The sequence below is a fragment of the Alloalcanivorax venustensis genome (assembly GCF_047495515.1).
Lineage (GTDB): Bacteria > Pseudomonadota > Gammaproteobacteria > Pseudomonadales > Alcanivoracaceae > Alloalcanivorax > Alloalcanivorax venustensis.
Window position 1 is genome coordinate 2,332,757 of the sequence record NZ_CP179934.1, and the last position, 26,489, is coordinate 2,359,245.

Annotated in this window: 25 protein-coding genes and 1 pseudogene; 9 read left to right on the forward strand and 17 right to left on the reverse strand. The window is 64.7% G+C overall.

Annotation, left to right across the window (positions count from 1 at the left end; all coding sequences use genetic code 11):
- Positions 1 to 12: 12 nt before the first annotated feature.
- Both ACMG4O_RS10940 and ACMG4O_RS10945 read right to left on the reverse strand, forming a co-directional pair.
- Positions 13 to 945, reverse strand: coding sequence for a universal stress protein (locus tag ACMG4O_RS10940; RefSeq protein ID WP_370183325.1), 933 nt, complete (start codon positions 943 to 945; stop codon positions 13 to 15).
- An 85-nt stretch (positions 946 to 1,030) separates the two neighbouring features.
- Positions 1,031 to 1,243: a hypothetical protein gene (locus ACMG4O_RS10945; protein ID WP_370183323.1), complete on the reverse strand. Its 213-nt coding sequence runs from the start codon at positions 1,241 to 1,243 to the stop codon at positions 1,031 to 1,033.
- A gap of 66 nt (positions 1,244 to 1,309) precedes the next feature.
- On the opposite strand from ACMG4O_RS10945, the gene ACMG4O_RS10950 reads away from it, so the two are divergent.
- The 3 genes from ACMG4O_RS10950 to ACMG4O_RS10960 all read left to right on the forward strand — a co-directional run bounded on the left by ACMG4O_RS10950 (position 1,310) and on the right by ACMG4O_RS10960 (position 4,720).
- Positions 1,310 to 2,239 carry a chromate resistance protein ChrB domain-containing protein gene (locus ACMG4O_RS10950; RefSeq protein ID WP_370233180.1) on the forward strand — a complete coding sequence of 310 codons (930 nt, stop codon included), beginning with the start codon at positions 1,310 to 1,312 and terminating at the stop codon, positions 2,237 to 2,239.
- Between the two features lie 2 nt (positions 2,240 to 2,241).
- A complete protein-coding gene (gene chrA, locus ACMG4O_RS10955; RefSeq protein WP_370183320.1) occupies positions 2,242 to 3,696 on the forward strand; it encodes a chromate efflux transporter in 1,455 nt (484 codons plus the stop codon).
- 97 nt (positions 3,697 to 3,793) lie between these two features.
- Positions 3,794 to 4,720, forward strand: coding sequence for a DUF1259 domain-containing protein (locus ACMG4O_RS10960; RefSeq protein WP_370183318.1), 927 nt, complete (start codon positions 3,794 to 3,796; stop codon positions 4,718 to 4,720).
- Here the strand turns inward: ACMG4O_RS10960 and ACMG4O_RS10965 are convergent.
- From ACMG4O_RS10965 to ACMG4O_RS10990, 6 genes and pseudogenes are all read right to left on the reverse strand, one after another.
- Positions 4,721 to 5,041, reverse strand: a pseudogene (locus tag ACMG4O_RS10965) (cbb3-type cytochrome c oxidase subunit I); the annotation flags it as partial. It lies immediately after the preceding gene.
- A gap of 69 nt (positions 5,042 to 5,110) precedes the next feature.
- Complete coding sequence (locus ACMG4O_RS10970) at positions 5,111 to 8,251, reverse strand: efflux RND transporter permease subunit (RefSeq protein ID WP_370210891.1); 3,141 nt, start codon at positions 8,249 to 8,251, stop codon at positions 5,111 to 5,113.
- A gap of 9 nt (positions 8,252 to 8,260) precedes the next feature.
- On the reverse strand, positions 8,261 to 9,286 hold the full coding sequence (locus ACMG4O_RS10975; protein ID WP_414433792.1) for an efflux RND transporter periplasmic adaptor subunit: 1,026 nt from the start codon (positions 9,284 to 9,286) through the stop codon (positions 8,261 to 8,263).
- Positions 9,287 to 9,880: 594 nt separating this feature from the next.
- Positions 9,881 to 10,786 carry an alpha/beta hydrolase gene (locus tag ACMG4O_RS10980; protein WP_414433793.1) on the reverse strand — a complete coding sequence of 302 codons (906 nt, stop codon included), beginning with the start codon at positions 10,784 to 10,786 and terminating at the stop codon, positions 9,881 to 9,883.
- A 28-nt stretch (positions 10,787 to 10,814) separates the two neighbouring features.
- Positions 10,815 to 12,086, reverse strand: coding sequence for an adenosylmethionine--8-amino-7-oxononanoate transaminase (gene bioA, locus ACMG4O_RS10985; protein WP_414433794.1), 1,272 nt, complete (start codon positions 12,084 to 12,086; stop codon positions 10,815 to 10,817).
- Positions 12,087 to 12,147: 61 nt separating this feature from the next.
- Entirely contained in the window at positions 12,148 to 13,053 is a 906-nt protein-coding gene (locus ACMG4O_RS10990; protein ID WP_414433795.1) for a hypothetical protein, read from the reverse strand.
- A 169-nt stretch (positions 13,054 to 13,222) separates the two neighbouring features.
- Here ACMG4O_RS10990 and ACMG4O_RS10995 point away from each other — a divergent pair, with 169 nt between their 5' ends.
- Together ACMG4O_RS10995 and ACMG4O_RS11000 are read left to right on the forward strand one after the other, a co-directional pair.
- Positions 13,223 to 14,662 carry an NfeD family protein gene (locus tag ACMG4O_RS10995; RefSeq protein ID WP_414433796.1) on the forward strand — a complete coding sequence of 480 codons (1,440 nt, stop codon included), beginning with the start codon at positions 13,223 to 13,225 and terminating at the stop codon, positions 14,660 to 14,662.
- On the forward strand, positions 14,659 to 15,408 hold the full coding sequence (locus ACMG4O_RS11000; protein ID WP_142949726.1) for a slipin family protein: 750 nt from the start codon (positions 14,659 to 14,661) through the stop codon (positions 15,406 to 15,408). Before ACMG4O_RS10995 ends, ACMG4O_RS11000 begins: the two co-directional genes overlap by 4 nt.
- Positions 15,409 to 15,413: 5 nt before the next feature.
- On the opposite strand, the gene ACMG4O_RS11005 is transcribed toward ACMG4O_RS11000, so the two are convergent.
- On the reverse strand, positions 15,414 to 16,592 hold the full coding sequence (locus ACMG4O_RS11005; RefSeq protein ID WP_067612281.1) for a vWA domain-containing protein: 1,179 nt from the start codon (positions 16,590 to 16,592) through the stop codon (positions 15,414 to 15,416).
- A gap of 24 nt (positions 16,593 to 16,616) precedes the next feature.
- A complete protein-coding gene (locus ACMG4O_RS11010) occupies positions 16,617 to 17,459 on the reverse strand; it encodes an AAA family ATPase (RefSeq protein WP_142949727.1) in 843 nt (280 codons plus the stop codon).
- Between the two features lie 135 nt (positions 17,460 to 17,594).
- Between ACMG4O_RS11010 and ACMG4O_RS11015 the strand changes: the two genes are divergently transcribed.
- The gene (locus ACMG4O_RS11015) at positions 17,595 to 18,311 is read left to right on the forward strand and encodes a 16S rRNA (uracil(1498)-N(3))-methyltransferase (RefSeq protein ID WP_414433797.1); all 717 of its coding nucleotides are present in this window, start codon (positions 17,595 to 17,597) and stop codon (positions 18,309 to 18,311) included.
- Here ACMG4O_RS11015 and rluB read toward each other — a convergent pair.
- The 6 genes from rluB to ACMG4O_RS11045 form a co-directional block, all read right to left on the reverse strand.
- On the reverse strand, positions 18,308 to 19,147 hold the full coding sequence (gene rluB / locus ACMG4O_RS11020; protein WP_370183306.1) for a 23S rRNA pseudouridine(2605) synthase RluB: 840 nt from the start codon (positions 19,145 to 19,147) through the stop codon (positions 18,308 to 18,310). The genes ACMG4O_RS11015 and rluB overlap by 4 nt on opposite strands.
- Positions 19,140 to 19,982: an SMC-Scp complex subunit ScpB gene (gene scpB / locus ACMG4O_RS11025; RefSeq protein ID WP_414433798.1), complete on the reverse strand. Its 843-nt coding sequence runs from the start codon at positions 19,980 to 19,982 to the stop codon at positions 19,140 to 19,142. Before scpB ends, rluB begins: the two co-directional genes overlap by 8 nt.
- A 2-nt stretch (positions 19,983 to 19,984) precedes the next feature.
- Entirely contained in the window at positions 19,985 to 20,905 is a 921-nt protein-coding gene (locus tag ACMG4O_RS11030) for a segregation and condensation protein A (protein WP_142949731.1), read from the reverse strand.
- Positions 20,906 to 20,931: 26 nt separating this feature from the next.
- The gene (locus ACMG4O_RS11035) at positions 20,932 to 22,146 is read right to left on the reverse strand and encodes a tryptophan--tRNA ligase (protein WP_335628856.1); all 1,215 of its coding nucleotides are present in this window, start codon (positions 22,144 to 22,146) and stop codon (positions 20,932 to 20,934) included.
- 82 nt (positions 22,147 to 22,228) lie between these two features.
- Positions 22,229 to 22,852 (reverse strand): L-threonylcarbamoyladenylate synthase, encoded by a 624-nt coding sequence (locus tag ACMG4O_RS11040; RefSeq protein WP_067610796.1) that lies wholly within the window; start codon positions 22,850 to 22,852, stop codon positions 22,229 to 22,231.
- The gene (locus ACMG4O_RS11045) at positions 22,849 to 23,745 is read right to left on the reverse strand and encodes a PHP domain-containing protein (protein WP_370201813.1); all 897 of its coding nucleotides are present in this window, start codon (positions 23,743 to 23,745) and stop codon (positions 22,849 to 22,851) included. Before ACMG4O_RS11045 ends, ACMG4O_RS11040 begins: the two co-directional genes overlap by 4 nt.
- A gap of 91 nt (positions 23,746 to 23,836) precedes the next feature.
- On the opposite strand from ACMG4O_RS11045, the gene ACMG4O_RS11050 reads away from it, so the two are divergent.
- The 3 genes from ACMG4O_RS11050 (at position 23,837) to ACMG4O_RS11060 (ending at position 25,524) form a co-directional block, all read left to right on the forward strand.
- Positions 23,837 to 24,478, forward strand: coding sequence for an inner membrane-spanning protein YciB (locus ACMG4O_RS11050; protein ID WP_335628858.1), 642 nt, complete (start codon positions 23,837 to 23,839; stop codon positions 24,476 to 24,478).
- Complete coding sequence (locus ACMG4O_RS11055; RefSeq protein ID WP_142949734.1) at positions 24,456 to 24,755, forward strand: YciI family protein; 300 nt, start codon at positions 24,456 to 24,458, stop codon at positions 24,753 to 24,755. The genes ACMG4O_RS11050 and ACMG4O_RS11055 overlap by 23 nt, the downstream gene beginning before the upstream one ends.
- Positions 24,756 to 24,864: 109 nt before the next feature.
- Entirely contained in the window at positions 24,865 to 25,524 is a 660-nt protein-coding gene (locus ACMG4O_RS11060; protein ID WP_142949735.1) for a TIGR04211 family SH3 domain-containing protein, read from the forward strand.
- 6 nt (positions 25,525 to 25,530) lie between these two features.
- Here the strand turns inward: ACMG4O_RS11060 and ACMG4O_RS11065 are convergent, their stop codons facing one another.
- The gene (locus ACMG4O_RS11065) at positions 25,531 to 26,394 is read right to left on the reverse strand and encodes a hypothetical protein (RefSeq protein WP_142949736.1); all 864 of its coding nucleotides are present in this window, start codon (positions 26,392 to 26,394) and stop codon (positions 25,531 to 25,533) included.
- Positions 26,395 to 26,489: the final 95 nt, after the last annotated feature.

Below are 26,489 nucleotides of genomic sequence, written 5' to 3' on the forward strand. Positions count from 1 at the left end.
GCCGCCGGAGGGTTACAACCAGTCGGACTCGAAGTCGTCCGGCTTGACCACCATCACGTCACAGCCGGCCCGGGTAAGAAGCCCTTCGGCGGTGGCGCCCAGCAGTAACCGCTCCACCGGGTTGCGGCGCACCGTGCCCACCACCAGGCAGTCGCTGCCCTGTTCCTCGCAGTAGCCCGCCAGGGTCCGTGATACCGGCCCTTCCAGCAGGGTGGCGCGGTCCTTGGGCAGGGCGTGGCGCTCGGCGAAGGCGTCCAGCGCTTTCTGGTGGTAATCGCGAATGTTGGCGGCGCTGGCGGCGTATTCCGGCAGGGCTTCGCCGGCCACCAGCAGCAGGGTTTCGTCCGGGTGCTCCAGCACGTGCACCGCCTCCAGCTCGCCGTGCATCTGCTCGCACCAATAACCGGCGGCGCCGATCACCCGGTCGTCCAGACCGCCTTCATACTGTTCCGGCTCCACCGCCGCGGTGAACCGGGGCGTGTCGTTCCAGGGGTCGGAATGCACGCACAGCACCGCGCCGGGGGCATGGCGAATCAGCAGCCAGTCGCGGGGCGTGAACAAATGGCGGCGCAGCCGGCCTTCCTCGCTGGTGTGCACCACGCTGAGCACCGGGCGGCAGTCGCGGACCGTGTCCCGCAGCGCCTGTTCGCTGTCCCGGGAGGAGAAGATGCGCTTGTCCACCTGGTGGTCGCCGCACAGCGCGTCGATGCGTTTGTCCCAGGCCTTTCGAATCTGTTTCTCCGCCGCCTGCCGCCGTTCCTCGTCCAGGCCCACCGCCCGGCGCATCGCCGCCGAGTCGCTGTTGACCATCACCGTCAACGGCAGGCCGGCGGCGCGCGCCAGCTTCAGGCCCTTGGTCAGCGCCGGCTGCGGTGCTTTCAGATCGCGGTCGAGAAAAACCAGAATACCGCGATTGCCGTGGGTGGCGTCTGTTTGCTCGCTCATGGGGAACACCTCCGTACCGGTGCGGCCAAAACGGCCACCGCGCTGTCCATCATGCTACAGGGGCGGCCGCTGATGCCAGAGCCGCCTAGCGGCGCTCGGTGAGACGCAACACCGTGACGGTGAGCGCGGGCAGGAAGGTAATGGCGACGATCGCGGTGCCCAGCAGGCCGAACAGCACGAAGGCCCCCACGCCGCGCCCGTCGGAAATGCTTAGCGGGACCGCCAGCGCATGCTCAAACGCCCGCGCCGGCTCGGCGGTTCCGTGCAGATTGATTTTATCAAGGCCGAGTGAGGTCATCGGAATATCCGGCTGTCATCGATATATTGGTAGCGCTTACTACAATAAGGTCGTAACCTCTACATTATGTCATGGCTATTGTTGATTCTGTCTCTCCCAACCGAGAACGCCACGGTACGCATGCGGGCCTGGCGCTCTATCAAAGGATGGGGCGCGGCTTCGCTACGCGACGGCGTCTATCTGCTGCCAGCTCACCCTGATCATGTCAAAAAGTTGGAGGCAGTAGCCCGCGACGTACGTGAGGCCGGAGGGGTCGCCTATGTTGTGCCCACTGACGGCCCGGAAGCCCACGGGTTTCCGGTCTTGTTTGATCGCTCAGACGACTATGAGGCGTTGTACTCGGACATCGCAGAACTCCGCGCAACGCTGGCGCCCGAATTGGCAATGGAGGTCATGAAGGAGGCCCGTAAGCTGCGCAAGCGCTTTTCACGACTGTCAGAGATTGATTTTTTTCCAGGTGCTGCCCGTGGACGGGTCGATTCGGCGTTGCAGGCACTCGAAACCGATACCAATCGGGTTCTGTCGCCAGATGAGCCACTACCTTCTTCGGGCTCAGTTCCTCGATTAGAACATGCCAATTACAAGAGCAGGATCTGGGCAACACGTCGCCAGCCCTGGGTGGACCGCTTGGCCAGCGCTTGGTTAATTAAGCGATTTATTGATCCCAGAGCGCGATTTCTGTGGTTGAGGTCACCTGCTGATTGCCCCGATGATGCGCTGGGTTTCGATTTCGATGGGGCGGCCTTCACCCACGTGAATGAGAAAGTAACCTTCGAGACTTTGCTAGCGAGCTTTGACCTGCGTGAGGTGGCGCTGCAACGGATCGGGGAACTGGTGCACTACCTCGATGTGGGCGGCCATCAACCACCGGAGGCCTCTGGAGTTGAGTGCGTATTGATGGGGCTCCGCGAATCTCATAGTGATGATAACCAACTATTGCTGGCTGCCAACCAGGTGTTTGACAGCCTGTACACAACCTACGCAAAGGGGAAGTAATCATGCCGGAGCCCTCCCACTCGGCCACTCGACCCAACAGACTCCAACAGGACACAGCAGTATCGTCGGACAGCAATCTCAATGAATTCGGCCACCAAATTTCGTTCGGGGAAGCGGTGCGAGTCTGGCTGCGGGTCGCGATATTGAGCTTCGGTGGCCCTGCTGGTCAGATTGCCGTTATGCACAGGATTCTAGTGGATGAAAAGCGGTGGGTCAGTGAAAGCCGGTTTCTGCACGCCCTGAATTACTGCATGGTGCTGCCCGGGCCTGAAGCTCAGCAGCTGGCCACATACATCGGCTGGCTACTGCATGGCGTCAAGGGTGGACTCATTGCCGGTGGGCTATTTGTGTTACCGGGTTTTTTGAGCATCCTGGTGTTGAGTGTGCTCTATGCTGGCTTCCAGGAAGCGACCCTGGTGCAGGCGCTATTTTTTGGGATTAAGGCGGCAGTATTGGCGGTCGTGATTCAGGCGGTCATCCGCATCGGCAAACGCGCTCTCAAGAATGTCTACATGTACGCACTGGCCAGTGTGGCCTTCATTGCGATCTTCTTCTTTGCTGTCCCATTTCCGGTAGTGATTCTGACTGCCGCTTTCATTGGCCTATTGGGATGGCGTGTGGACCCGGAGCGTTTCGTGGTCATCAAGGGGCATGACACGCCCGATGATGCTGAACGGACGATTGACGCCATGATGAATGGCGGCGCCGCACACCATACTAAGGCAACACGCAAACGGGCGCTCAAGGTGCTTGCGGTCTGGGTGCCGCTGTGGTTTACACCATTAGTCGTATTGGCGGCCTTGCTAGGCTTTGATGATATCTTCACCCAGATCGGACTTTTCTTCAGCAAGCTGGCGGTGGTTACGTTTGGTGGTGCTTACTCGGTACTGGCCTACATGGCCCAGGAAGCAGTGCAAAATTACGGCTGGCTTGCGCCGGGTGAAATGCTGGATGGTCTTGGTATGGCAGAAACCACGCCAGGCCCTCTGATTCAGGTGGTACAGTTCGTGGGATTTATGGGGGCCTTCCGAGACGCAGGCCTGCTCAATCCCTTTGTAGCAGGTGTTCTTGCGTCGATTCTGGCGACTTGGGTTACCTTTATTCCCTGTTTTTTGTGGATATTCCTGGGCGCGCCCTACGTAGAAAGGTTGCGTGGGAACCAAGCGGTGAGCGCGGCGCTATCGGCGGTAACCGCCGCCGTCGTGGGCGTCATGCTGAATCTGGCCATCTGGTTCGCCGTACATGTCGCCTTCGGTGAGGTGGATACGGTTCGGACCTTTGGCATGCAGTTGCTTGTGCCGACATGGAGCAGTATCCAAATCGCCAGTGTCGTGCTGGCTCTGGGCGCCTTCATTGCTATGTTGCGCTTCAAGGTGGGCATGCTGCCGGTGATTTTTGTCAGCGCGATGCTAGGTATTGCTTACTACTTGCTATTCGGAGGCGCTCCCGCCCTGTGAGCAGCGAGTTAAGAAGACAAGGGCGTGGCTCGTCAATTTGAACTACAAACAATCTGGGCTAACCCCCAAATTGACATTCAGAAAATAGAGGATAGCTATGAAAACCCTCTTGTTTAAGTTACTCATCATCTCGTACGTCCTACTGGGGCAGGCGCCGATGGCCCTCGCGGATGCCTCCAGTGGTCTCAATCCTGATATCATTAGCGAGGCTATGGACACACCGGCGACAGTTAAACCGGACGGTGTCGTACGCGTCGGCTGGCAACGCGATGACGTGCCGGTCATGGTAGACGGGGTGACACTCCCGCCCCCTGCAGGTTTGGGGAGCTGGGCTGGTTTCAAGTCTATGTCGGACGGCGGTGTAATGCTGATGGGGGACACGGTGGTGTTCGAGGATGAAATCACTCCGGCGATGGACGCTGCTTTCGCCCATGGCCTGGAAATCACGGCCTTGCACAACCATTTCGTGTTCGACCGCCCACCTGTTTACTTTATGCACATCGGCGGCCATGGGCAGAGTGCCGGAAAGCTTGCTCAAGGCGTCAAAGCTATGTGGGACGCTATCAAGGCACAGCGGAAGGAGCACCCCACCCCAGCAGAACACTTTCCCGGAAGTTCGCCCGAAATCACTGGAGAGTATGACACCGAGTCACTGGAAGCCATTTTGGATGTCGAAGGCAGTCTCAATGGTCAGGTGCTGAAATTTACCTTTGGACGTAACAGCACGATGCACGGAACAGAATTCGGTGCATCAATGGGACTGGCCACATGGGCGGCGTTCTCGGGGAATGAGGATCAAGCTGTTGTCGATGGGGATTTCGCCATGACGGCGAAGGAAGTGCAGCCTGTAATGCATGCTTTACGGCGCGCGGGCATCCATATCGTCGCCCTGCATAACCACATGGTAGGCGAGACACCGCCCTATTATTTTCTGCACTACTGGGGCAACGGCGATCCTGAGAAACTGGCACATGGGATTCGTTCCGCGTTGGACGCCCAGGAAAACTTAGAAACTCAACATTAGCACGATCACCGCCTGGTAGCCCCAGAACACGAAGGCGGCCAGGCGCGGAAAGGCGAGGCGGGTTTCACAGGTGCGCTGCACCACGTACAGCGAGGTGCCGATCAGCGCGCAGCCGCCGAAGGCGAAGATCACCGCATTGGTGTGTAGCGGCCGCAGGCGGCCGAAGCTCAACCAGGGCAGATTGAAATTAAGGGCGGGCCAGGCAAGCTGCGCGGCGATCCACACGCCGACCAGCATCCCCACCACTCCCCAGACCACGGTGGCCACCGTGAATTGCCGTACCACTCGGTAGTGGTACGGCGTGCCGTTGCCATCTCGCATGATGTTTCCCTTCCGGTTTCAGGCGGCTGCAAAGGTAGCAGCGCGGAAGGGGCGGTCTATTGACCTGCATCAAGATGAGGCGGCGCGGCGCTCGGTGAGGCGCAACACCGTGGCGGTGAGCGCGGGCAGGAAGGTGACGGTGACGATGGCGGTGCCCAGCAGGCCGAACAGCACGATGGCGCCGACGCCGCGGTACAGCTCGGTGCCTTCGCCGGGGATCAGCACCAGCGGCGCCAGCCCGCACACGGTGGTGATGGTGGTCATGGCGATGGGCCGCAGCCGCGAGCGCACCGCCTCGCTGACCGATTCGGCCACCGCCATGCCGCCGCGCCGGTTGGTGAGCGCCTCGTGCACGATCAGGATCGGGTTGTTGACCACCGTGCCCATCAGAATCAAAAAGCCGAGCATGGAGATCATGTCGAACGGCTGGCTGAACCCGGGCAGGCCCAGCAGCGGCATCAATTCACCCAGGCCGTTCAACAGCGCCAGACCCAGGATGCCGCTGGCGATGCCCACCGGAATGGTGGTCATGATCAGCAGCGGGTAGCCCCAATGGGTGAAGATCGCCACCAGCAGCAAATAGACCAGCAACACCGCCACCACATAGTTGCCGCCCAGGGCCTCCTGGGTGGCCTGCAGCTGGTCGCTGGCGCCGGAGATATCCACGTTGACCTCCGCCGGGATCTCGCCGGCCTCGCGCAGGGCGCCGATCACGTCGTTGCGGACCATGGCGACGCCGGTCTCCAGCGCCACGGAGCGCGGCGGAATAATGTTCAGGGTCACCGTGCGGCGGCCGTTGACCCGGCGCACGCTGCTGGTGTCCACGGTTTCCACCAGCCGCGCCACCGACGACAGCGGCACGGTGGCGCCCTGCGGCGTGTGCACCGGCAGCGAGGGCAGGGCGGCCAGGTCCGGATCCACGCCGGCGTTGCTGTAGGCGTAGATGTCGACCTTGTCGTCGCCGAGGAAGAACTCGTCCATGAAGGCGCCGTCGGTGAGCGCCGCCACGGTGAAGCCGATGTCGCCGGCGCCCATGCCCAGCTCGGCGGCTCTCTCCCAGTCCGGACGCACCTCGAGCAGCGGCTGGGCCAGGGACAGGCTGGCCGGCTGGCTCTGGATGCGCGGGTTGTCGAACACCTCTTCGGCGCGCCGGTAGGCGGTTTGCGCCACCTCATAAAGAGTGGCCAGGTCGTTGCCGGAGATATCCAGATTGACGCTGCGGGTGCCGCCATCGTTGCTGGAAATGATCGAGCCGCGCGCGGCGAAGGCGCGCATGCCCGGGTAGCGCTCGTAGTATTCGGTGAGCGAGTCCATCAGCGCTTCCATATGATCCGGATCCACCGGCTCGGCGATGATGCGCAGGCTCTGGGCCTCGATGGACAGGTTCAGGTAGCGGATCGGCGGCGCCGGCAGTTCGCCGCGCTCCCAGGCGGCCGGGTCGGCGTCCACCAGCGGCAGGAAGTGGGCCTGGACCTCCTTGCCGATCTCCACCATGGCGTTCAGGTTGTAGCCCGGCGGCGCGTTCATGGAGGCGAAGGTTTTGGCTTCCTCGCCTTCGGGCAGGTACTCCGCCGGCGGGGTGAGCAGCACCAGCACCAGGGCGCCGCCGGTGACCGTGGCGGCGATGGTGGCCAGGCGCCGGGGCGCGGTGGCGCTGAGCCAGTGCGAGACGCCGTGCACACGCCGCAGCCAGCCGCTGTCCTGACCGTCGTGGTCGAACACGGCGCCGAAATCGAGCCGCGCCGCCAGGGTCGGAATCACCGTCATCGCCACCAGCATGGAGATCAGGATCGACGCGGACACGGCGATGGCGATGTCGGAATAGAGCTGCCCGGCTTCCTGGGAGATGAACACCACCGGCAGGAACACCAGCACCGTGGTCATGGTGGAGGCGAACACCGCCGGCCACACCTTGCGGATGCCCTCCACCGAGGCGCGGAACCGGTCCAGCCCCTTGCGCCGCTCGATCTCGATGCTCTCCAGCACGACGATGGAATTATCCAGCGTCATGCCGATGGCGAACGCCACCCCGGCCAGGGAGATCACATTGATGGTGCGCCCGGCCAGCAACAGGCCCAGGAAGGCAGCGATGGTACAGATCGGAATGCCCACCACGCCCACGGCGGTGACCCGCACCGAACGCAGGAACAGGAACATCACCAGGGTGGCGAAGGCCGCGCCGATCGCCAGGTTGGTCCAGACATTGGCCACCGAGGCTTCCACGTAGCGCACGTCGTCGGAGATCAGCGACATGCGCATGCCGGCGGGTTCCAGCACCTCCTTATTGATCAGGTCCACCTGATCGAACATGGCGTACTTGATGTCGATCACGTTGGAGCCGGTCTCCCGGCGCACCGCCAGGCTGATCACCGGCTCGCCGTTGACGAACGACTCGGCGCGCACCGGGAAATGGTCCAGCTCCACGGTGGCCACGTCGCGCAGGCGGGTGACGCTGTCCTCGCGGCGCTCCAGAATCAGGTCCAGCAACTGCGGCACCTGGTCGAAACGCCCCACGGTGCGCAGCAGATAACGCCGTTTGCCGCTGTCCACTTCACCGCCGGACACATCCTGGTTGCGGCTCAGCAGCGCTTCGCGCACCTGCGTCACCGTGAAGCCGCGCTCCGCCAGCTTTTGCGGGTCCAGCAGCACGCGGATCTGCCGCTCGGCGCCGCCGCGCAGCTCCACCTGGGAGACGCCGTCGACGCTCTCCATGCGGGTGCGCACGTTGTCGTCGATGAAGTCCCGCATCATGTCCATGTCCAGGTCCTTGGGATTGCCCTCCTGGGGCGAGACCCGGTAGTACATGAACGCGTTGGCGGAAAACGACGTGGACAGGATGCGTGGCTGGTCCACGTTGTCCGGGTAGGAGGGCACCTGGCTGAGCGCGTTATTAACGCGGATCAGGGTCTCGGTGATGTCCACGCCGAACGGGAATTCCAGCTCGATCTCCGCGTCGCCGCTGCGCGCCGTGGCGGTGAGACGGCGCAGATTGGGGATATTGCGCAGGTATTCTTCCTGCTCGATCAGAATCTCTTTTTCCACGTCCTGGGGCGTGGCGCCGGGCCAGCTGGTCTGGACGGTGATGGTGCGCACTTCCAGATCGGGAATCATCTGCACCGGAATGCGCAGCGCCGCGAGCACGCCGAGAATGGTGATGATCAGCACCACCACGGTCATCAGGGTGCCGTTGCGTACGATCTTTTCAAACACGGCGAAACCTCATTCGGACACCCGCAGCGCGCGGCCGTCGGTCAGGCTTTCGTTGCCGCGCACCACCACCCGGTCGCCGGCGGACAACCCTTCCTTCACGGTGACCAGGTCGGCCAGCCCGTCGCCAATGCGGATGCGCTGCTCGCGCGCCACCAGGCCGTCGTCGCCTTCCTCCGCCAGCCACACCGACACCCGGCCGTCCGGGTAGCGCACCAGAGCGTCCCGGGGCACCGCCAGGCTGGCCTCATCGCCCTGCAGGAAGAGGGTGGCGCGCACCGACATGCCCGGCGTCATCGCCGGCGGCGACTCCAGCTGCGCGCGCACCAGGAAGGTCCGGGCGCTGGGATCGTTCACCGGCACGATGGCGGAAATGGTGGCCGGGTAGGCCGGGCCGCTGTCGCCGCCCAGCCGCACTTCCAGCCGGTCGTTCTTGGACACCCGCGGGAAATACTCCTGCGGCACCGACAGATCGGCGCGCAGATCCTCCAGGCTGACCAGCTCCAGCACCGAGGTGCCCGGCGTCACCCACTCACCGACTTCGGTCTGCTTCTGGCTGATCACGCCGTCGAACGGGGCTTTCAAGGAATGGCGGGCGAGCAGGGCGCTTTGCCGGCGCGCCTCGGCGCGGGCACCGGCCAGGGAGGAACGGGCCACCTCCACCTCGGATTCCAGGCCGCGCACCTGGGTGGCGGCGATGCTCTGGCGGGCCGCCAGGGTGCTGGCTTCCTCCAGGCGCCGCCGGGCGTCCGCCAGGGTGGCTTCCGCCTCGGCGGCGGCGGCGCGGGCGCCTTCCAGGGCCAGGCGGTTCAGCTCCGAATCCAGCTCCAGCAGCACGTCGCCCTGTTCCATGCGGTCGCCCAGGTCCACATTAAGGGCGGTCACCAGGCCGGACACCGAGGTGGAAAGCAGGGCGGCGCGCTTGGCCGTCAGGGTACCGGTGAGCGGCAGACGCTCTTCAAGCTCGCGGGATTCCACCGTCACCAGAGACACCGGCTCGCGAGCCGCCGCCGGTTCCACCGTCAGCAGAGCCAGCACGCCGGCCAACCCCAACCAAAAACGACGGACGTCCAGAACGCCCCTCAGTCCTGCTGTATCGCAATCGCGCATCCGTACCGTTACCCCCAATGATTTCGGTGTGGTGAGTCGCCCTGGGAGTGGACCATCATAAACGACAATGATTCCCTTTATCGGCGGCGCCGGGATTAACGCAGCTCGCCCGAAACGGGTCAAGCGGACAGCCCAAGCCTAATGGTTTCCCATGAAAGACCCGCGAAGGCCGGCGAATGTCACCCGCTAATAAAATAGAAACGACCTCAGGTATGCTTTCCAAGCCAATGATTTATATGGAGTCGCCGCCTAATGGTGCGACCTTAAGTTTCGTCATATGAAGTCCGAACCTGTCGAGCGGAACGCTCGCAGTGCAGACCCGGCACCGGCCTGGGGGCGGCCCCGGGGACAAGCCGGAACCGCCGAAAGGACGGGGATTCTGAGAGCGCTTCGTCCCACCGGCCCAGATTCATGACTACGTGTAATGTATATTATGTTAAATAGAAGATAACGAATCGAACAGGTATGAATCCAAGCCCCGGGGCTTCCCTTTGCATCCGGGGCTTCGTTCGTCGGGCTCGCTCAGGCTTCCGGTGTTTCCCGTGGCGGGCAATGCGCTTTCAGAAACTCGATCTGGTCCGCCACCACCTGCTCGAACGCCTCGCCCACATAGATCTCGAAATGCCCCGCCTGATACCGCCTGATCTCATGGCGCGGCACGCGGCTCTCGTGGCGGAGTGTCTGTTTGGCCGGCGCCACGGTGTCGTTGTCACACACGCAGAAGAACACCGGTGCCCGTATGCCGGCGGCCTTGCGGCCCGGATGATAGCGGATAATGTCCAGGGCGACGCGCGCGGCGGCTTCATTGCGAATCCGGGCGCCCTCGGGAACCAGGTTCATGTACCCGTCCCAGACGTCCGGTGCCGTCATCAGCGCGGTGTCGCCGGGGCGCCCGGCCACGGCGACCATCACCGGGGCGGCGCCCACCAAGGCGCCAAGGCGATCGCGCAGCGCCTTGGCCGTGAGTTTCGCGGAGACCAGCGGTTCCGTGGCCAGGGTCGACGCCAGCCCGTCGGTGAACGGACATTGGGAGATCACCGCCGCGATGCGCGGATCGTCGGCGGCGGTGGCCAGCACATGGCCACCGGAAAAGGACGTGCCCCACAGGATCACCCGATCCGGGTCCACCTGCGCGAGGCCACGGGCGTGCTCGATGGCGGCCTTCCAGTCCTGAAGCTGCTTTTTGATGTCCAGCAATTGGCGGGGTTCGCCGTCGCTGTCGCCGAAATGACGATAGTCGAACAGCAGGCAGGCGTAGCCCTCGGCCACGAACCGCTCGGCGAAGGCCGGCAGTCGCATGTTGCGGGTGCCGCCCAGGCCGTGGGCCATGACCATGATCGGTGCGCGGCCGGCAGTGTCGGGCAGGTAGAGGTCGCCCCGACAGGTTACGCCCTTGGATTGGAATTGGATCGCTGTTACGGACGTCATCGCCCTGCCCCCCTTAAAGTGTCAACGCCTAAAGTTCCGCCACCGCCGCCATGGCACGGGTCAGCTGGCTCAGGTCGTCCGGCTCAATGCCGTACGGCGGCATGATGTAGACCAGCTTGCCGAACGGCCGGATCCACACGCCCTGCTCCACCAGCAGCTTCTGGGTGGCGGCCACGTCGCAGGGTTCTTCCAGCTCCAGCACGCCGATGGCGCCCAGGGCACGCACGTCGGCGACGCCGGAGGCGCCGCGCAGCGGTTCCAGCTCGCGGCGCAGCTGCGACTGGATCGCCGTCACGCGGCCGCGCCAGTCGCTCTCCAGCAGTTCATCGATGCTGGCGTTGGCCACCGCGCAGGCCAGCGGGTTGCCCATGAAGGTGGGCCCGTGCATCAGCACGCCGGCCTCGCCGTCGCAGATGCCGGCGGCCACGCGGTCGTTGCACAGGGTCGCCGCCAGGGTCATGTAGCCGCCGGTGAGCGCCTTGCCCAGGCAGAGAATGTCCGGGCAGACACCGGCGTGGTCCATGGCGAACAGTTCGCCGGAGCGGCCGAAGCCGGTGGCGATTTCGTCGAAAATCAGCAGTACGCCGTGCTCGTCGCACAGACGGCGTGCGCCGCGCAGGTATTCCGGGTGGTAAAAGCGCATGCCACCGGCGCCCTGCACGATCGGTTCCAGAATCACTGCCGCCACTTCGTGGCCGTGCTGTTCCAGCAGGCCGCGCAGGGAATCCAGATCCCGCTCGTCCCAGTCGTCGTGGTAGCCCACCGCCGGCGCGTCCGCGAACAGGTGCTTGGGCAGCACCTTGCTGAACAGATGGTGCATGCCGTTGACCGGGTCGCAGGTGGCCATGGCCCCGAAGGTGTCACCGTGGTAGCCGTTGCGCAGCGCGATCAGACGGTGCTTCTCGGGCTGCCCCTGGCTGAGCCAGTACTGCAGCGCCATCTTGATCGCCACCTCCACGGACACCGAGCCGCTGTCGGCCAGGAACACCTTGTTGAGCGGTTCCGGCGTCATCCGCACCAGGCGCTTGCCCAGCTCCACCGCCGGCTCGTGGGTGATGCCACCGAACATCACGTGGGCCATTTTGTCGATCTGGTCCTTGGCCGCCTGGTTCAGACGCGGGTGGTTGTAGCCGTGGATCGCCGCCCACCAGGACGACATGCCGTCGATCAGCGTGCGGCCGTCTTCCAGCTCCAGGCGGACTCCGTCGGCGCGCGCCACCGGGTAGGTGGGCAGCGGCTTGGAGGTGGAGGTATAGGGGTGCCAGAGGTGGTCACGGTCGAAATCGAGATCAATGGACATAGGGTGCTCGGGGCCGGTTAGGTGGACGAACCATGCCAATTCCCCGGCCGGGACTCAAGTCTTAGAACGGCGCGGCCAAGCGCGCCAGCACGCCGTAGGCGTCGCCGGGGTTCTTGGTGCCCGAGATGTCCAGATCGAAGACATGGAACAGCGGGAACACCAGCCCCAGGGTGGCCACCGAATCCAGATTGGCGACCAGGTCGTGGCGGTAGCCCAGCCGTAGCCGGGTGCGGTCGGCGGCGCCCCACTGCAGGCGGGCGCCGGCGTAACGGGCGTCCAGGTCGCGCTCCAGGGCCTCGAAGCGGTCCAGGTTGAGGTTCAGGCGGGTCGGCAGGCCGGCGTACTGAAAGCCGGTGGCCAGTTCCGCGTGGGCCTTCATGGTATAGGGGCTGGCCACCATGCCCGGCCGCCGGTCCGGGAACAGGTTCTCCACCCGAAGGGCCAGGTCCAGCTCGCCGAACGACCGGCTCAGCCGGGTATCCACGTTAAAGCCCTGCTGCTCGCTCACCGTCACCGGGCTGTCGAAGGCCGAGCCGAACGTCTCCTGGTGGCTGAGCTCGTAGCTGTAAAGGTCGATGCGGTGGGCCTTGAACGCGGTCTCCAGACGGTAGGCGCCGCCGGGCGCCCCGAACAGACGCTCCACGGTAAGGCCAGCTTCGTTGGTAATCGTGCCGCTGCCCACCATGCCCTCGGTGTCCGGAAACAGGGCGTTGAAGCGGCTTTGGCTGCGCGCCACCAGCGCCGAGGACACGCACTGCGTGGGCAGCTGGATACGCGCGCCGGAGCCCGCCTCCAGAAACATCTCGTCCTGCTCCACCTGCTGGCGGATCACGCCGTCGTCGTCCAGCCGGGGGCCGGCTTCCACGCTGGTGAGCCCCTGGAACAGGCCCGCGGCGGCGGCCGGCTGGACCAGCACGGCCAGCATCAGGGTCCGGATCAGATATTGGCGGATGTTGGAGGCGGTCATCGCGGAACTTCAGGGCCGATGCATGGCGGGGCGGAACTTCGCCGTACTATGCAGCATGGCGCGCAGGGCGAAAAGGGGGGCACCGCCGGTTTCCATTGCCGGGACCGGCGAACTGCGTTTTCATGGAAACAGCAGCCACCAAGCAGCGAAAAGCAGCGAAGAGACGCGCATGACCTCTGTAGCCGGCAGCGATCGACACCTTTCACCCGGGAAGCGGCCCCTTGGGCGCCGCCTGGGCGGAGGCCTTATCGCCCTCGCCGCCCTCTGGCTGCTCGCCGCCACCGGCCAGGCGCAAACCCCTTCCCAGCCGTCCAGCGAAGACCGGCCTGAGGTGCGGGTCATGGACCTCCGCGGCGCCATCGGCCCGGCGGTCAGCGACGGTTTCGTGCGTGCCCTGGAGGACGCCAACCGCGCCGGGGCGGCGCTGTTCGTGGTGCGCCTGGACACGCCGGGCGGTCTGGATAAGTCGATGCGCGTTATGATCCAGGCGATTCTTGATTCCCGGGTGCCGGTGGCCACCTATGTGTCACCGTCCGGCAGCCGCGCGGCGAGCGCCGGCACCTACCTGCTCTACGCCTCCCACGTGGCCGCCATGGCCCCGGCCACCAACCTGGGGGCCGCCACGCCGGTGCAGCTGGGCGGTGGCGGCGCGCCCTCCCCGGCCGGCGACGACGCCGAGCCGCAAGCCGATGACAAAGTCGAAGACAATGCCTCCGCGCTGCGCCGCAAGCAGGTCAACGACGCCGTGGCCTATATTCGCGGCCTGGCGGAATTGCGCGGGCGCAACGCGGACTGGGCCGAGCGCGCGGTGCGCGAGGCGGTCAGCCTGACCGCCACCGAGGCCCAGGCGCAACAGGTGATCGACCTCGTGGCGCCGGATCTGGACGCCCTGCTCGCCCGTCTCGACGGCTTTACCGTCCGTGACGGGGACGCCGAGCGCACCCTGGCGCTCACCGACTACCGGCTGGTGGAGCTGGAGCCGGACTGGCGCACCCGCTTCCTGGCGGTGATCACCAACCCCAGCATCGCCTACATTCTGATGCTGGTGGGCATCTACGGGCTGATTCTGGAGTTCTCCAACCCCGGTTTCGGCATCCCCGGCGTGCTCGGCGCCATCTGCCTGTTGCTGGCGCTGTATGCGCTGCAGATGCTGCCGGTGAGCTATGTGGGCCTGGGATTGATCCTGCTCGGCATCGGGTTGATGGTGGAGGAGGGGCTATCGCCCAGCTTCGGCGTCCTCGGCGTGGGCGGCGCCGTGGCCCTGGTGATCGGCTCGATCATGCTAATGGACACGGACCTGCCCGCCTTCCGGGTCGCGGTGCCGGTGATTGCGGCGGTGGGCGTGGGCAGCCTGGCGCTCACCGGCCTGACGGTGCGGCTGGCGTTCAAGGCCCACGGCCGCCCGGTGGTCACCGGCGGCGACACGCTGATCGGCCAGGATGCCGTGGCGGCAAACGATTTCGGGCCGGACGGCAACGGCCAGGTGCGCGCCGCCGGCGAACTGTGGCGCGCCACCACTGACGAGGCGGTCCTTGAGGGCGAAACGGTGATCATCCGCCGCCGGGACGGCCTCACTCTTCATGTGTCCCGCAAAGGAGACAAACCATGATCTTCCAATATTTCTGGATTGCGCTGGCGATTCTGGTCGTCGGCTTCGTGGTCAGCATGTTCCGCATTCTCCGCGAGTACGAGCGCGGTGTGATCTTCATGCTGGGCCGCTATCACAAGGTGAAGGGGCCGGGGCTGATTCTGGTGATCCCGGTGATTCAGCAGATGGTGAAGGTGGACCTGCGGGTGCGGGTGCTGGACGTGCCCAGCCAGGACGTGATCTCCCGCGACAACGTCTCGGTGAAGGTCAACGCGGTGCTCTACTTCCGCGTGGTCGACCCGGAACGGGCGGTGATCAACGTGGAGGACTTCTACGACGCCACCAGCCAGCTCTCGCAAACCACCCTGCGCTCGGTGCTGGGCAAGCACGAGCTGGATGAAATGCTCGCCTCCCGGGACGAGTTGAACCGGGACATCCAGGAAATCCTCGACGAGCAGACCGATCCCTGGGGCATCAAGGTGGCCAACGTGGAGATCAAGCACGTGGACCTGGACGAGGACATGGTGCGGGTGATCGCCCGCCAGGCGGAAGCGGAGCGGGTGCGGCGCGCCAAGGTGATTCACGCCAACGGCGAGAAAGAGGCCTCGGAAGTCCTGCTGGACGCGGCACGCACCCTGTCGTCACAGCCCCAGGCGCTGCAACTGCGCTATCTGCAGACCCTCACCGAGGTGGCCAACGAGCGCACCACCACGGTGGTCTTCCCGCTGCCGATGGATATGATCGACAGCTTTTTGAAGAAGGACTGACGGACCTATTTACTTAAATAACGCATCGCCCGCTCGATCCCGTCCAGGGTGAGCGGGTACATGTGGTGGTCGTTGAGCTGCTTGATCCACTGGGTGGAGGTGGTCATCTGCCAGGCCTTTTCCGGCTCCGGGTTGATCCACACCACCTTCTCGTAGGTTTCCTTGATGCGCTGGAACCAGACCGCGCCGGGCTCGTCGTTCCAGTGCTCCACGGAGCCGCCCACCGAGTTCACTTCGTAGGGGCTCATGGCGGCGTCGCCGATGAAGATCACCTTGTAGTCGCTGCCGTACTTGTGCAGCACGTCCCAGGTGGAGAACTTCTCGTCCCAGCGGCGCCGGTTGTCCTTCCACACGTACTCGTAGACGAAGTTGTGGAAGTAGAAATACTCGAGATGCTTGAACTCCAGCCGGGCGGCGGAGAACAGCTCCTCGCAGAGTTTGATATAGGGGTCCATGGACCCGCCGATATCGAAGAACAGCAGCACTTTGACGCGGTTTTCCCGCTCCGGGCGCATCTTGATGTCGAGCAGGCCGGCGTTGCGCGCGGTGGAGCGGATGGTGTCGTCCATGTCCAGCTCTTCGTCGCGCCCGGTGCGGGCGAACTGGCGCAGCCGGCGCAGGGCCAGCTTGATGTTGCGGATGCCCAGCTCCACGGAGTCGTCCAGGTTGCGGAATTCCCGCTTTTCCCAGACCTTCACCGCGCTCTTGTTGCGCGACGGGCCGGTCATGCGCACCCCTTCCGGGTTCTCGCCGTAGCCGCCGAACGGGCTGGTGCCGCCGGTGCCGACCCATTTATTGCCGCCCTGGTGGCGCTTTTCCTGCTCTTCCAGGCGCTTTTTCAGCTCCTCGAGGATCTTTTCCAGGCTGCCCAGCCCCTGCAGTTTTTCCCGCTCTTCCGCGGACAGGGTCTTTTCCATCTGCTTGCGCAGCCATTCCTCGGGAATGGTCTGGCTCAGCCAGCCCGGCTCGATGCTTTCCAGGCCCTCGAAATAGTGCGCGAAGGCGCGGTCGAAACGGTCATAGTACTTTTCGTCCTTGACCATCACCGTCCGCGACAGCATGTAGAAGTCCTCGATGGACCCGAACGCCACGTGGTGCTTGAGCGCGCCGAACAGGTCCAGCAGCTCGCGCAGCGTCACCGGCACCTTATGGGCGCGCAGGTCCTCGAAAAAACCGATCAGCATAGAAACCTCTATCGGTTAAAGGATCTACCGTTCCCGGCGGCTCATGAAAGCCAGCCGTTCCAGCAGCTGTACGTCCGCTTCGTTCTTGACCAGGGCGCCGTACAGCGGCGGGACCGCGGTCTTGGTGTCGCGGTTGCGCAGGATGTCCTGGGGGATGTCGTCGGCCATCAGCAGCTTGAGCCAGTCGATCAGCTCGCTGGTGGAGGGCTTCTTCTTCATGCCCGGCACTTTGCGCAGGTCGAAGAAGATCTCCAGCGCCTCGGTGACCAGCTCCTTCTTAATTTCCGGGAAGTGCACGTCCACGATCTGCATCATGGTCTTGGCATCGGGGAAATTGATGTAGTGGAAGAAGCAGCGGCGCAGGAAGGCGTCGGGCAGCTCTTTCTCATTGTTGGAGGTGATGATCACGATCGGGCGCTTCTCGGCGCGAATGGTCTCGCCGGTTTCGTAGACGAAGAATTCCATGCGATCCAGCTCCTGGAGCAGATCGTTGGGGAATTCGATGTCCGCCTTGTCGATCTCGTCGATCAGCAGCACCACCTGGTCGTCGGCCTGGAAGGCCTCCCACAGCTTGCCCTTCTTGATGTAGTTGGACACGTCCTCGACACCTTCGGCGCCGAGCTGGGAGTCGCGCAGGCGGGAGACCGCGTCGTACTCGTACAGGCCCTGCTGGGCCTTGGTGGTGGACTTGATATGCCAGGCCAGCAGCGGCATGCCCAGTGATTCGGCCACCTGTTCGGCGAGCAGGGTTTTACCGGTGCCCGGCTCACCCTTGATCAGCAGCGGACGCTGCAAAGCGATGGCCGCGTTAACGGCCATTTTGAGATCTTCCGTGGCAACGTACTGTTCAGTGCCCTGAAACTGCATGCGAGTTTCTCCACATCAGCGAGAATAACGCTGCGCACTCTAGCAACCCGCGCACCCCGGGCAAAGGGCCAGAATGGCCATGTTGCAGTCGGTTTGCGTCAGCCGGCCGCCCCGGGTGTGGCATAATCCGCCGCCATGAATCTGTTATTGCTGCACCCCGACCAGCGCCTCGACGGCGACCGCTGGCGTCTTGACGACCGCCAGGCCACCCATGTGCGCTCCGTGCTCAAGCTCGCGGAGGGCGACCATTGCCGTGCCGGCCTGCTCGACGAAGGCACCGGGCAGGCAGTGATTGAATCTATTAAAAACAATGAGATAGAAATATCTTTTAAAGTGGATTCGAAGCCGATCTCCGCCCTGCCCCTGAACCTGCTGCTGGCCCTGCCCCGCCCCAAGATGCTTAAGCGGTTGCTGGTGGACGCCGCCAGCCTGGGCATCAAGAACATCGTGCTGGTGAACGCCGCCAAGGTCGACAAGAGCTACTGGCAGACGCCCAATCTCAAGGGCGAGCTGCTGCGGGAAAAATTGCTGCTGGGGCTGGAACAGGCCGGCGACCCGGTGATGCCGAGCCTGCGGTTGGCGCCGCGCTTCCGGCCCTTCGTCGAGGACGAGCTGGATCAGTGGGCGGGTCCAGGGCGGCGCCTGGTGGCGCACCCGGGTCCGTTTCGGGAGCTGCCGCGGGGCCTGGATGAGCCCGCCACCCTGGCGATCGGCCCCGAGGGCGGCTGGACGCCCTTTGAAGTAGCGTTGCTGGAGCAGCAGGGCTTCGGCTGCCACCGTTTCGGCAGCCGGATCCTGCGTGTGGAGACCGCCCTGCCCGCCCTGGTGGGCGCGCTGATGCGGCTGCCTTAGCGGCGGTAGGGGTTGCGGCGCGGCTTGCGCGGCGGCTTGTCGCCGCGCTGGTGGCGCAGCCGGGCGCGGCCGTAGAGGCCGGTGTATTTCTTGCCTTTCAGATCCACGCGATCGGTGAGCGGTTTGATCTCCTGCTCGCTGAGTTCCTGCCAGCGCCCGGTGCGCAGCGACGACGGCAGCGTCAGGTCGCCGAAGCGGATGCGGATCAGCCGCGCCACTTCCAGGTCCTGGGACTGGAACAGGCGGCGCACTTCCCGGTACTTGCCGCCGGTCAGCCGCACCTTGTACCAGTGGTTGGCGCCCTCGTCGGCGCCGCCGGCGTCCTCAATGCTGTCGAACTTGGACACGCCGTCCTCGAGCAGCACGCCGTCCAGCATCGCCTTGCGCTTGTCCTCGCTGAGAGTGCCGTGGACGCGCACCGCGTATTCGCGGATAAAGCCGTTGGACGGGTGCATCAGCCGGTGGGCCAGCTCACCGTCGGTGGTGAACAGCATCAGCCCGGTGGTGTTGATGTCCAGACGGCCCACCTGCACCCAGCGCATGCCCTGCAGCTTGGGGAGGTTATCGAACACGGTGGGGCGGCCCTGCGGATCGTTCCGCGAGCACACTTCCCCGACCGGCTTGTGATAAATGATCACGCGCCGAACTATGTCTTCTTCCGCCTTCACTCGAATGATCCTGCCGTCGACTCTGATGGTGTCTTCCGGCTCCGCCCGGTCTCCCAGCGTTGCCACCTGGCCGTTCACGGAAACCCGCCCATCGGCGATCCAGGTTTCCAGCTCACGGCGTGATCCCAGCCCGGTGCGGGCCAGAACTTTCTGTAACTTTTCACTCATGGGGCGATTGCTCGTCCTCGTCGGCCGCCTTGGCGGCTTGCTCGCCGGCCCCCTCGGCGGGGGCCGGTTTGCGGCGAAATTCCTCTTCGAAGCCGGCGTTGACGGAATCCACCTTGTCGATGCTCATCAGGGTGGAGTCGTCCAGTTCCGGTTCTTCGTCCAGGGCGGCGAAAATTTCCTCGTTACGGGCTTCGCGCTCCCCTTCGGTGCGGGCACCGAAGGCGGCCGTGGCGTCGTTGTCGTCATCGGCGCGGTCGCCGCTGTCGGGATCCGGCGCGTCGCTGAGCGCCAGTTCCTCGTTGAGCTTGTCCAGGTCCTTGATTTCCGACAACGGCGGCAAATCTTCCAGACTTTTCAGATCGAAATAGTCGAGAAACTGCCGGGTGGTGGCGAACATCGCCGGCCGGCCCGGCACGTCCCGGTGACCGACCACCCGCACCCAGTTGCGCTCCAGCAGGCTCTTGATGATGTGCGAGCTCACCGATACGCCGCGGATCTCCTCGATCTCGCCCCGCGTGATCGGCTGCCGGTAGGCCACCAGCGCCAGGGTCTCGAGGATCGCGCGGCTGTAACGCGGCGGCTTTTCCTGCCACAGGCGGCTCACCCAGGGCCCCAGATCCTTGCGCACCTGGAAGCGGAACCCGGACGCCACTTCCTTGAGCTCGATGCCGCGCTCCGCGTAGTCCTCGCTGATCTGTTCCAGTGACCGGGACAGATCGGCTTTCTCCGGGCGCTCCTGCTCATCGAACAGCAACAACAGCGCGTCCCGGTCCAGCGGGCCGTCGGCGGCGAAGATCGCCGCTTCGACGATCTGTTTTATCTTATCCGGCTCCACGGTTACTCATCCTCGTCAGCCTCGTAAGGTTCGTCATCCAGTTCCAGCGCCGCCAGGGCTTCCGATTCTTCCAGCACCAGGGTTCTGGCCTTCACATGGATGGGGCTGAAGGGCCCGCTCTGCACCAGCTCGATCAGCGACCCTTTGACCAGTTCAAGAATCGCCAGGAAGCTGACCACCACGCCGAGGCGCCCTTCGCTGGCTTCGAACAATTCCACGAAGGGCACGAATTCCCGGCCTTTCAGGCGGTCCAGCACGTTCGCCATGCGCTCCCGGGTGGACAGTTTCTCCCGCGACACCTGGTGGTTCTCGAACATGTCCGCCCGGTACAGCACTTCCTTGAAGGCCAGCAGCAGCTCGCGCAGGTCCACGTCCGGCTGCGCCTTTTCGCGCACGTACTCGGGGCGGCGCGCGGCGGCGATCTGAAAATCCCGCTCCTGGCGCGGCAGGTTGTCGATGTCCTCGGCGGCCTGCTTGAAGCGCTCGTATTCCTGCAGCCGGCGGATCAGCTCGGCGCGCGGGTCCTCCGCCTCGTCCTCTTCATCGTGCACCGGTCGCGGCAGCAGGGTGCGCGATTTAATCTCGCCCAGCATCGCCGCCATCACCAGATATTCCGCGGCCAGCTCCAGGTTCATGGCCTTCATCAGCTCCACGTACTCCATGTACTGAGTCGTGATCTGGGCCACGGGGATGTCGAGAATATCCAGGTTCTGCCGTTTGATCAGGTACAGCAGCAGATCCAGCGGGCCTTCGAACGCCTCCAGGAACACTTCCAGGGCGTCCGGCGGTATGTAGAGATCGTCGGGCAGCTTGGTGATCGCCTGGCCGTACATCAGGCCGAACGGCATCTCCGCCTGGTGCGGCGCCGGCGGCGCCAGCGGGTTACCGGCCTTCGGGACCTGTTGCTTGACCACTTCGTTCATCTGCCCTGGCGTCCCATGGTTCACCGTTACCGGTATTGAAGGCCCATTACCGAGCGCACTTCGTCGAGGGTGGCGCGGGCCACTTCGCGGGCCTCTTCACACCCTTCGGAAACAATCGTGCGCACCAGATCCGGATTACGCAAATGGTCCTCGGCACGGCGCCGGATCGGCTCCAGCTCCGCCTGCACCGCTTCGATCACCGGCTTCTTGCACTCCAGGCAGCCGATGCCGGCGGAGGTGCAGCCTTCCTGCACCCACTGGCGGGTGCGCTCGTCGGAATACACCTTGTGGAACTCCCACACCGGGCACTTCTCCGGCGTGCCCGGATCGCTGCGGCGCACCCGCGCCGGATCGGTGGGCATGCGGCGGATCTTGGCGTCCACGTCGTCCGGCTCCTCGCGCAGGCTGATGAAGTTGCCGTAGGACTTGGACATTTTCTGACCGTCCAGGCCGGGCATCTTAGAGGCCGGCGTAAGCAGCGACTGCGGCTCCGGCAGGATCACCTTGCCGCCGCCTTCCAGGTCCCCGTTCAAGCGCTCTTTATCGCCGAGCGTGATGTTCTGCTGGTTCTGCACCAGCGCGCGGGCCGCTTCCAGAGCGGACTCGTCGCCCTGCTCCTGGTACTTGCGGCGGTTATCGGCGTAGATGCGCGCCTGCTTCTTGCCCATCTTCTTGATCGCCGCAGTCACCGCCTCCTCGAAGCCGGGCTCGCGGCCGTAGAGGTGGTTGAAGCGCCGCGCCACTTCCCGGGTCAGCTCCACATGGGCCACCTGGTCGGCGCCCACCGGCACCTGGCCGGCCCGGTAGATCAGGATGTCCGCCGCCTGCAGCAGCGGGTAGCCGAGAAAGCCGTAAGTGCTCAGGTCTTTCTCGCGCAGCTTTTCCTGCTGATCCTTGTAGGTCGGCACCCGTTCCAGCCAGGACAGCGGCGTCATCATCGACAGCAGCAGATGCAGCTCGGCGTGCTCGGGCACCTGGCTCTGGATGAACAGCGTGGCGGACCCGGGGTTCACCCCGGCGGCCAGCCAGTCGGTCACCAGGTCCCAGACGTGGCCCTGAATACCGTGCGGATCCTCGTATTCAGTGGTCAGACCGTGCCAGTCCGCGACGAAAAAGAAACACTCGTACTCATGCTGCAAGCGCACCCAATTCTTAAGCACGCCATGGTAATGCCCCAAATGCAGGCGCCCGGTGGCGCGCATGCCCGATACCACTCTTTGGGAGGGAACCACGGAACTCAAAAGCCGACTCCTGTCGTAACGGCGGAAAGCGGCGATTATAAAGGGAAGAGACGGTGTAAAGACAGGGCTGGGCGCAACCCGCTCAGAAGATAGCGTCCAGCGGGCCTGCCCCTTCGCGGACCACCTCCGGGCCGTTGCCGTCGGCCAGCGAAATCACGGTGGTCTCGGTGACCCCGCAGAAGCCGCCGTCGATCACCAGATCCACCTGCCCCTGCAGGAAATCGCGCACGTCCTGGGGGTCGGTCAGCGGGAACTCGTCGTCGGGCAGATGGGCGGTGGAGGTCATGATCGGCCCGCCGTGCTCGTTGAGCAGCGCCTGGCAGATCGGATGATCCGGCACGCGGATGCCGATGGTGCGCTTCTTGGGGTGCATCAGCCGCCGCGGCACCTCGCTGGTGGCGCTGAGAATGAAGGTGTAGGGCCCCGGCGTGTGCGCCTTGAGCAGCCGGTAGTCCGGGTTGTCCACCTTGGCGTAGGTGGCCAGCACCGACAGGTCAGGGCACAGCAAAGTGAACTGGTGTTTATTGTCCAGCCGGCGCAGGCGGATCAGGCGATCCAGCGCGTCCTTCTCGCCGATCCCGCAACCCAGAGCGTAGGTGGTGTCGGTGGGATAGGCGATCAGCCCGCCGCCACGGATCACGTCCACGGCCTGACGGATCAGGCGCGGCTGGGGTGTTTCGGGGTGGATATGCAATACATCGGTCATGGAGCCGCATTCTCCACCCGCGCCCCGGCCGGCGCAACACCCGCCTGGGGCAGCGCCCAGACCGGCGTGCCGTCCGCCGGAAACGGCGGCAGGCCGCCCAGCGCCAGCCATTTCTGCTGGGGGGAATGGAAATCGCTGCCGCCGGACACCGCCAGGTCGAAATGCCGCCAGCACTCCTCGAGCAGCGCCGCCTGCTGCGGGCTGAGCCCGGGCATCATCGCCTCCAGGGCCAGGCCACCGGCATTGCGGAAATCGCGCACCAGCTCACGCAGCCGCTTGCGGGTCAGGCCGTAGGCCTGGGGATGGGCCAGCACCGGAATGCCGCCGGCGGCCAGCAGCTCGGAGACGCCCTCCTCCAGGCTCACCCAGGGGGTCGACACGAAGCCGGACTGGCCTTTCTTAAGGAAACGGTTGAACGCGTGGCGCTGATCGCGCACCACGCCGGCTTCCACCAGCATTTTCGCAAACCAGGGCCGCCCCGGGGTGTCGCTGTCGGCCAGCTCGCAGGCCTTGCGGTAGCTGTGTTCCAGCCGGGCCGCCTTGTCCAGGCGGGCGCCGATGCGCACCGCGCGCTCGCGGCGGGCCTCCAGTTGACGGTTGACCCGCTCCACCAGCACCGGCGCGTCCGGGTCCACCCACAGGCCGAGCACGTGGATTTCCCGGCTGCCGCACAGCACCGACAGCTCGATGCCCGGCACCAGGGTGATACCGTGCCGGTCCGCGGCGCGGCGCGCCTCGGGCAGGCCGGCCAGGGTGTCGTGGTCGGTGAGCGCCAGGGCGTCGACGCCGTGATCGGCGGCGCGGGCCACCAGATCGGCGGGCGACAGCACGCCGTCCGAGGCGAGGCTGTGGCTGTGGAAATCGGGGCGCTGGAAACGGGTGGTATCGGTCATGGCGGGCAAGGTATCACACAACCTGCCCCGGCGGGATGATTTGCGCCGCCGTTCCCGCTACCATCGGCGGTCCCGGTAAGGATGCGTGTCCATGAAGCAATTGTTTGATTATCTCCCCGTGGTGGTGTTTTTCGGCCTCTATTTTCTCAGTGGCCGCGACATCATGCTCGCCACCTGGGGCATCATCGCCGCCACCAGCTTTCAGGTGGTCGCCGGCCGCCTGATCTGGAGGCGCTGGCACCGCCTGCACCTGATGGTGCTGGCCGTCACTCTGGTGTTCGGCGGCCTCACCCTGCTGCTGCGCGACGATGTGTTCATCAAGTGGCGGCCGTCGATCATCAGCTTCGTGCTGGCGGCGGTGCTGCTGGGCGGGCATTTCCTGCGCGAGCGCAACCTGCTGCAGCGGCTGTGCGAAAAGCTGATGATCAGCGGTTTCGGCCGCGTGGTGGCGCTGGGCGCCGCCCAGTGGACCCGCCTTAACCTGGCCTTCGTGCTCTATTTCATGGCCCTGGGCGGGCTCAATCTGTTCATTGCCTATACGTTCAGCACCGACTTCTGGGTCAATTTCAAACTGTTCGGCTTCACCGCCATCCAGATGGTGTTCTACGTGGCGGTGTTCCTGTATTTCTACCGGCACATTTCCGAGGAAGACCGCAAACAACTGTTCCATCAGGAAAAATCCGCCGAGGAACCGAAGAAAAAGGACGACGATGCTGTACGCGATAATCAGTGAAGACGTGGCCGACTCCCTGCCGCTGCGCAAGACCGCCCGCCCCGACCATATCGCCCGCCTGGAGCGGCTGCGTGATCAGGGCCGCCTGATTCTGGCCGGGCCGCTGCCGGCGGTGGACAGCGAGGACCCCGGCGACGCCGGCTTCAGCGGCTCGCTGGTGGTGGCGGAGTTCGAATCGCTGCAAGCCGCCCGTGACTGGGCCGACGCCGACCCCTATGTGGCCGCCGGCGTCTACGCGCACGTCCAGGTGAAGCCCTTCAAGGCCGTCCTGCCCTGAGTTTTTACAAAATCGACCCGCGAAGCGCCGGAAAATGTGACTATTTCGGCGCCATTGCCGCCGAGGGTTGCCTAAACTTCGCGCCTTGAATTCTAAGGAGTACCTGTTAATGCTCGTTCGCTGGCTCTGCTTCGTGCTGATTGCCCTGTTGTCCACACCGGCGCTGGCCGCCACCGCCTGGATCGACGATGAAATCTACGTGCCGGTGCGCTCCGGCGCCGGTTCCGGCTACCGCATCGTCCATCGCGGCCTGAAAAGCGGCACCCGGGTGGAATTTCTGGGGGAAGACGGTGACTGGGCGCACATCCGCTTCGGCGATACCGAGGGTTACATCGGCAAGCAGTACATCAGCCGTTCCCCCACCGCCGCCATTCGTCTGGAACAGATCAGCGGCGACCGCAAGCAAATGGAAAGCCGCATGACCGAAATGCGCGAGCGCCTGAGCAGCGTGGAAGCGGAGCGCGACCGCCTGAGTGCCGAAAACGAAGAGCTTAAGGGGTCGCTGAGCAGCCGCAGCGACGAGCTGGAAAACCTGCGCGACGTGGCCGCCGATCCGATCCGCCTGGATCAGGCCAACCGCCGGCTCAACGAAGAGCTCAGCATGCTGCGCTCGGAGCTCGACCAGGTGAAAGCGGAAAACGCCATGCTGCGCGGTAATAACACCTCCCAGCAATGGATCACCGGGGTCGGCATTCTGATTCTCGGCGCCATCGCCGGCCTGCTGCTGAAATCCAAGTCGGGCCGCCGCCGCAGCACCTGGGCCAACTGAGCGGCGTCAGCCGTCCAGGCGGCCGAACAGCGTCTCCAGCCGCACGGTAACGCCGTTCACCCCCTGATAGCCCTGGTCCCGGGGCCACAGGACGAACGGCTCCACTTCCACGAACAGCCACGGCCGCCACACCTGGCGCCGGTAGCGCACGTAACAGCGGTAGCTGTCCACCCGCGCCTCCGGCTTGGTGAAGCCGGCGGCCCCGGCACCCAGATTCCAGGCCGCCTTGTCGCTCTGGCGCAGGAACAGATTGGCGCCCTGGAACAGCCCCAGCCCGCGCCCGTCCTCGTTCAATTCCTCGCTGTACTGAATCTCGCTGGCCAGGCGCACGCTGGCGGTATCGCTCAAGGCGCGGTCGACCTCGAACAGGGAGCGGCTGCGCCAGCCTTTGGGGTCACGCCATTCGACCCGCTCGGTGAACCGCAGCCAGGCCCATTCGTTGAACAGGGGATGGACGCTGCGGTAACGCAGCCGGGTAAAGGTGGTCAGGTCGGAGCGCACGCCGGTGTCCAGGTCCAGGTCCATGGCCTCGGTGCGGTTGATCACCCAGCGCAGGGCGCCGCGAAAGCCGCTGTCGTCCTCGCCGATGCCGGTGACTTCGGAGGCCTGCGGGCCGTCGGCCACGGTGTCGTCCTCGTTGCTGCGAAACAGCAGGGACAGCCGCCGCTCGGCGCTCGGCAGCCACACCCGGGCGTCCACATCCAGGTCGCGGTCGTCCAGACCGTCGTCCCGCCAGGTGCGCTCGCCGGTAATGCGCACCAGGCTGGCGGCGGGCTCGTTGCTGGTGCTGAGCGGGTCGGCGAAAAAGCCGTCCACCCAGCGGCTCGGCCAGCACAGGCCACGGGACAGCCAGTCGTGGGTGCGGTCCACCCAGAGGGCACGCGGTCCCTGGGCGCAGGGATCCGTGGAGGTCGCCGGGGCCGCCGTCCCGGGTAACGGAAGCCCCACCATGCAAAGTATCAACA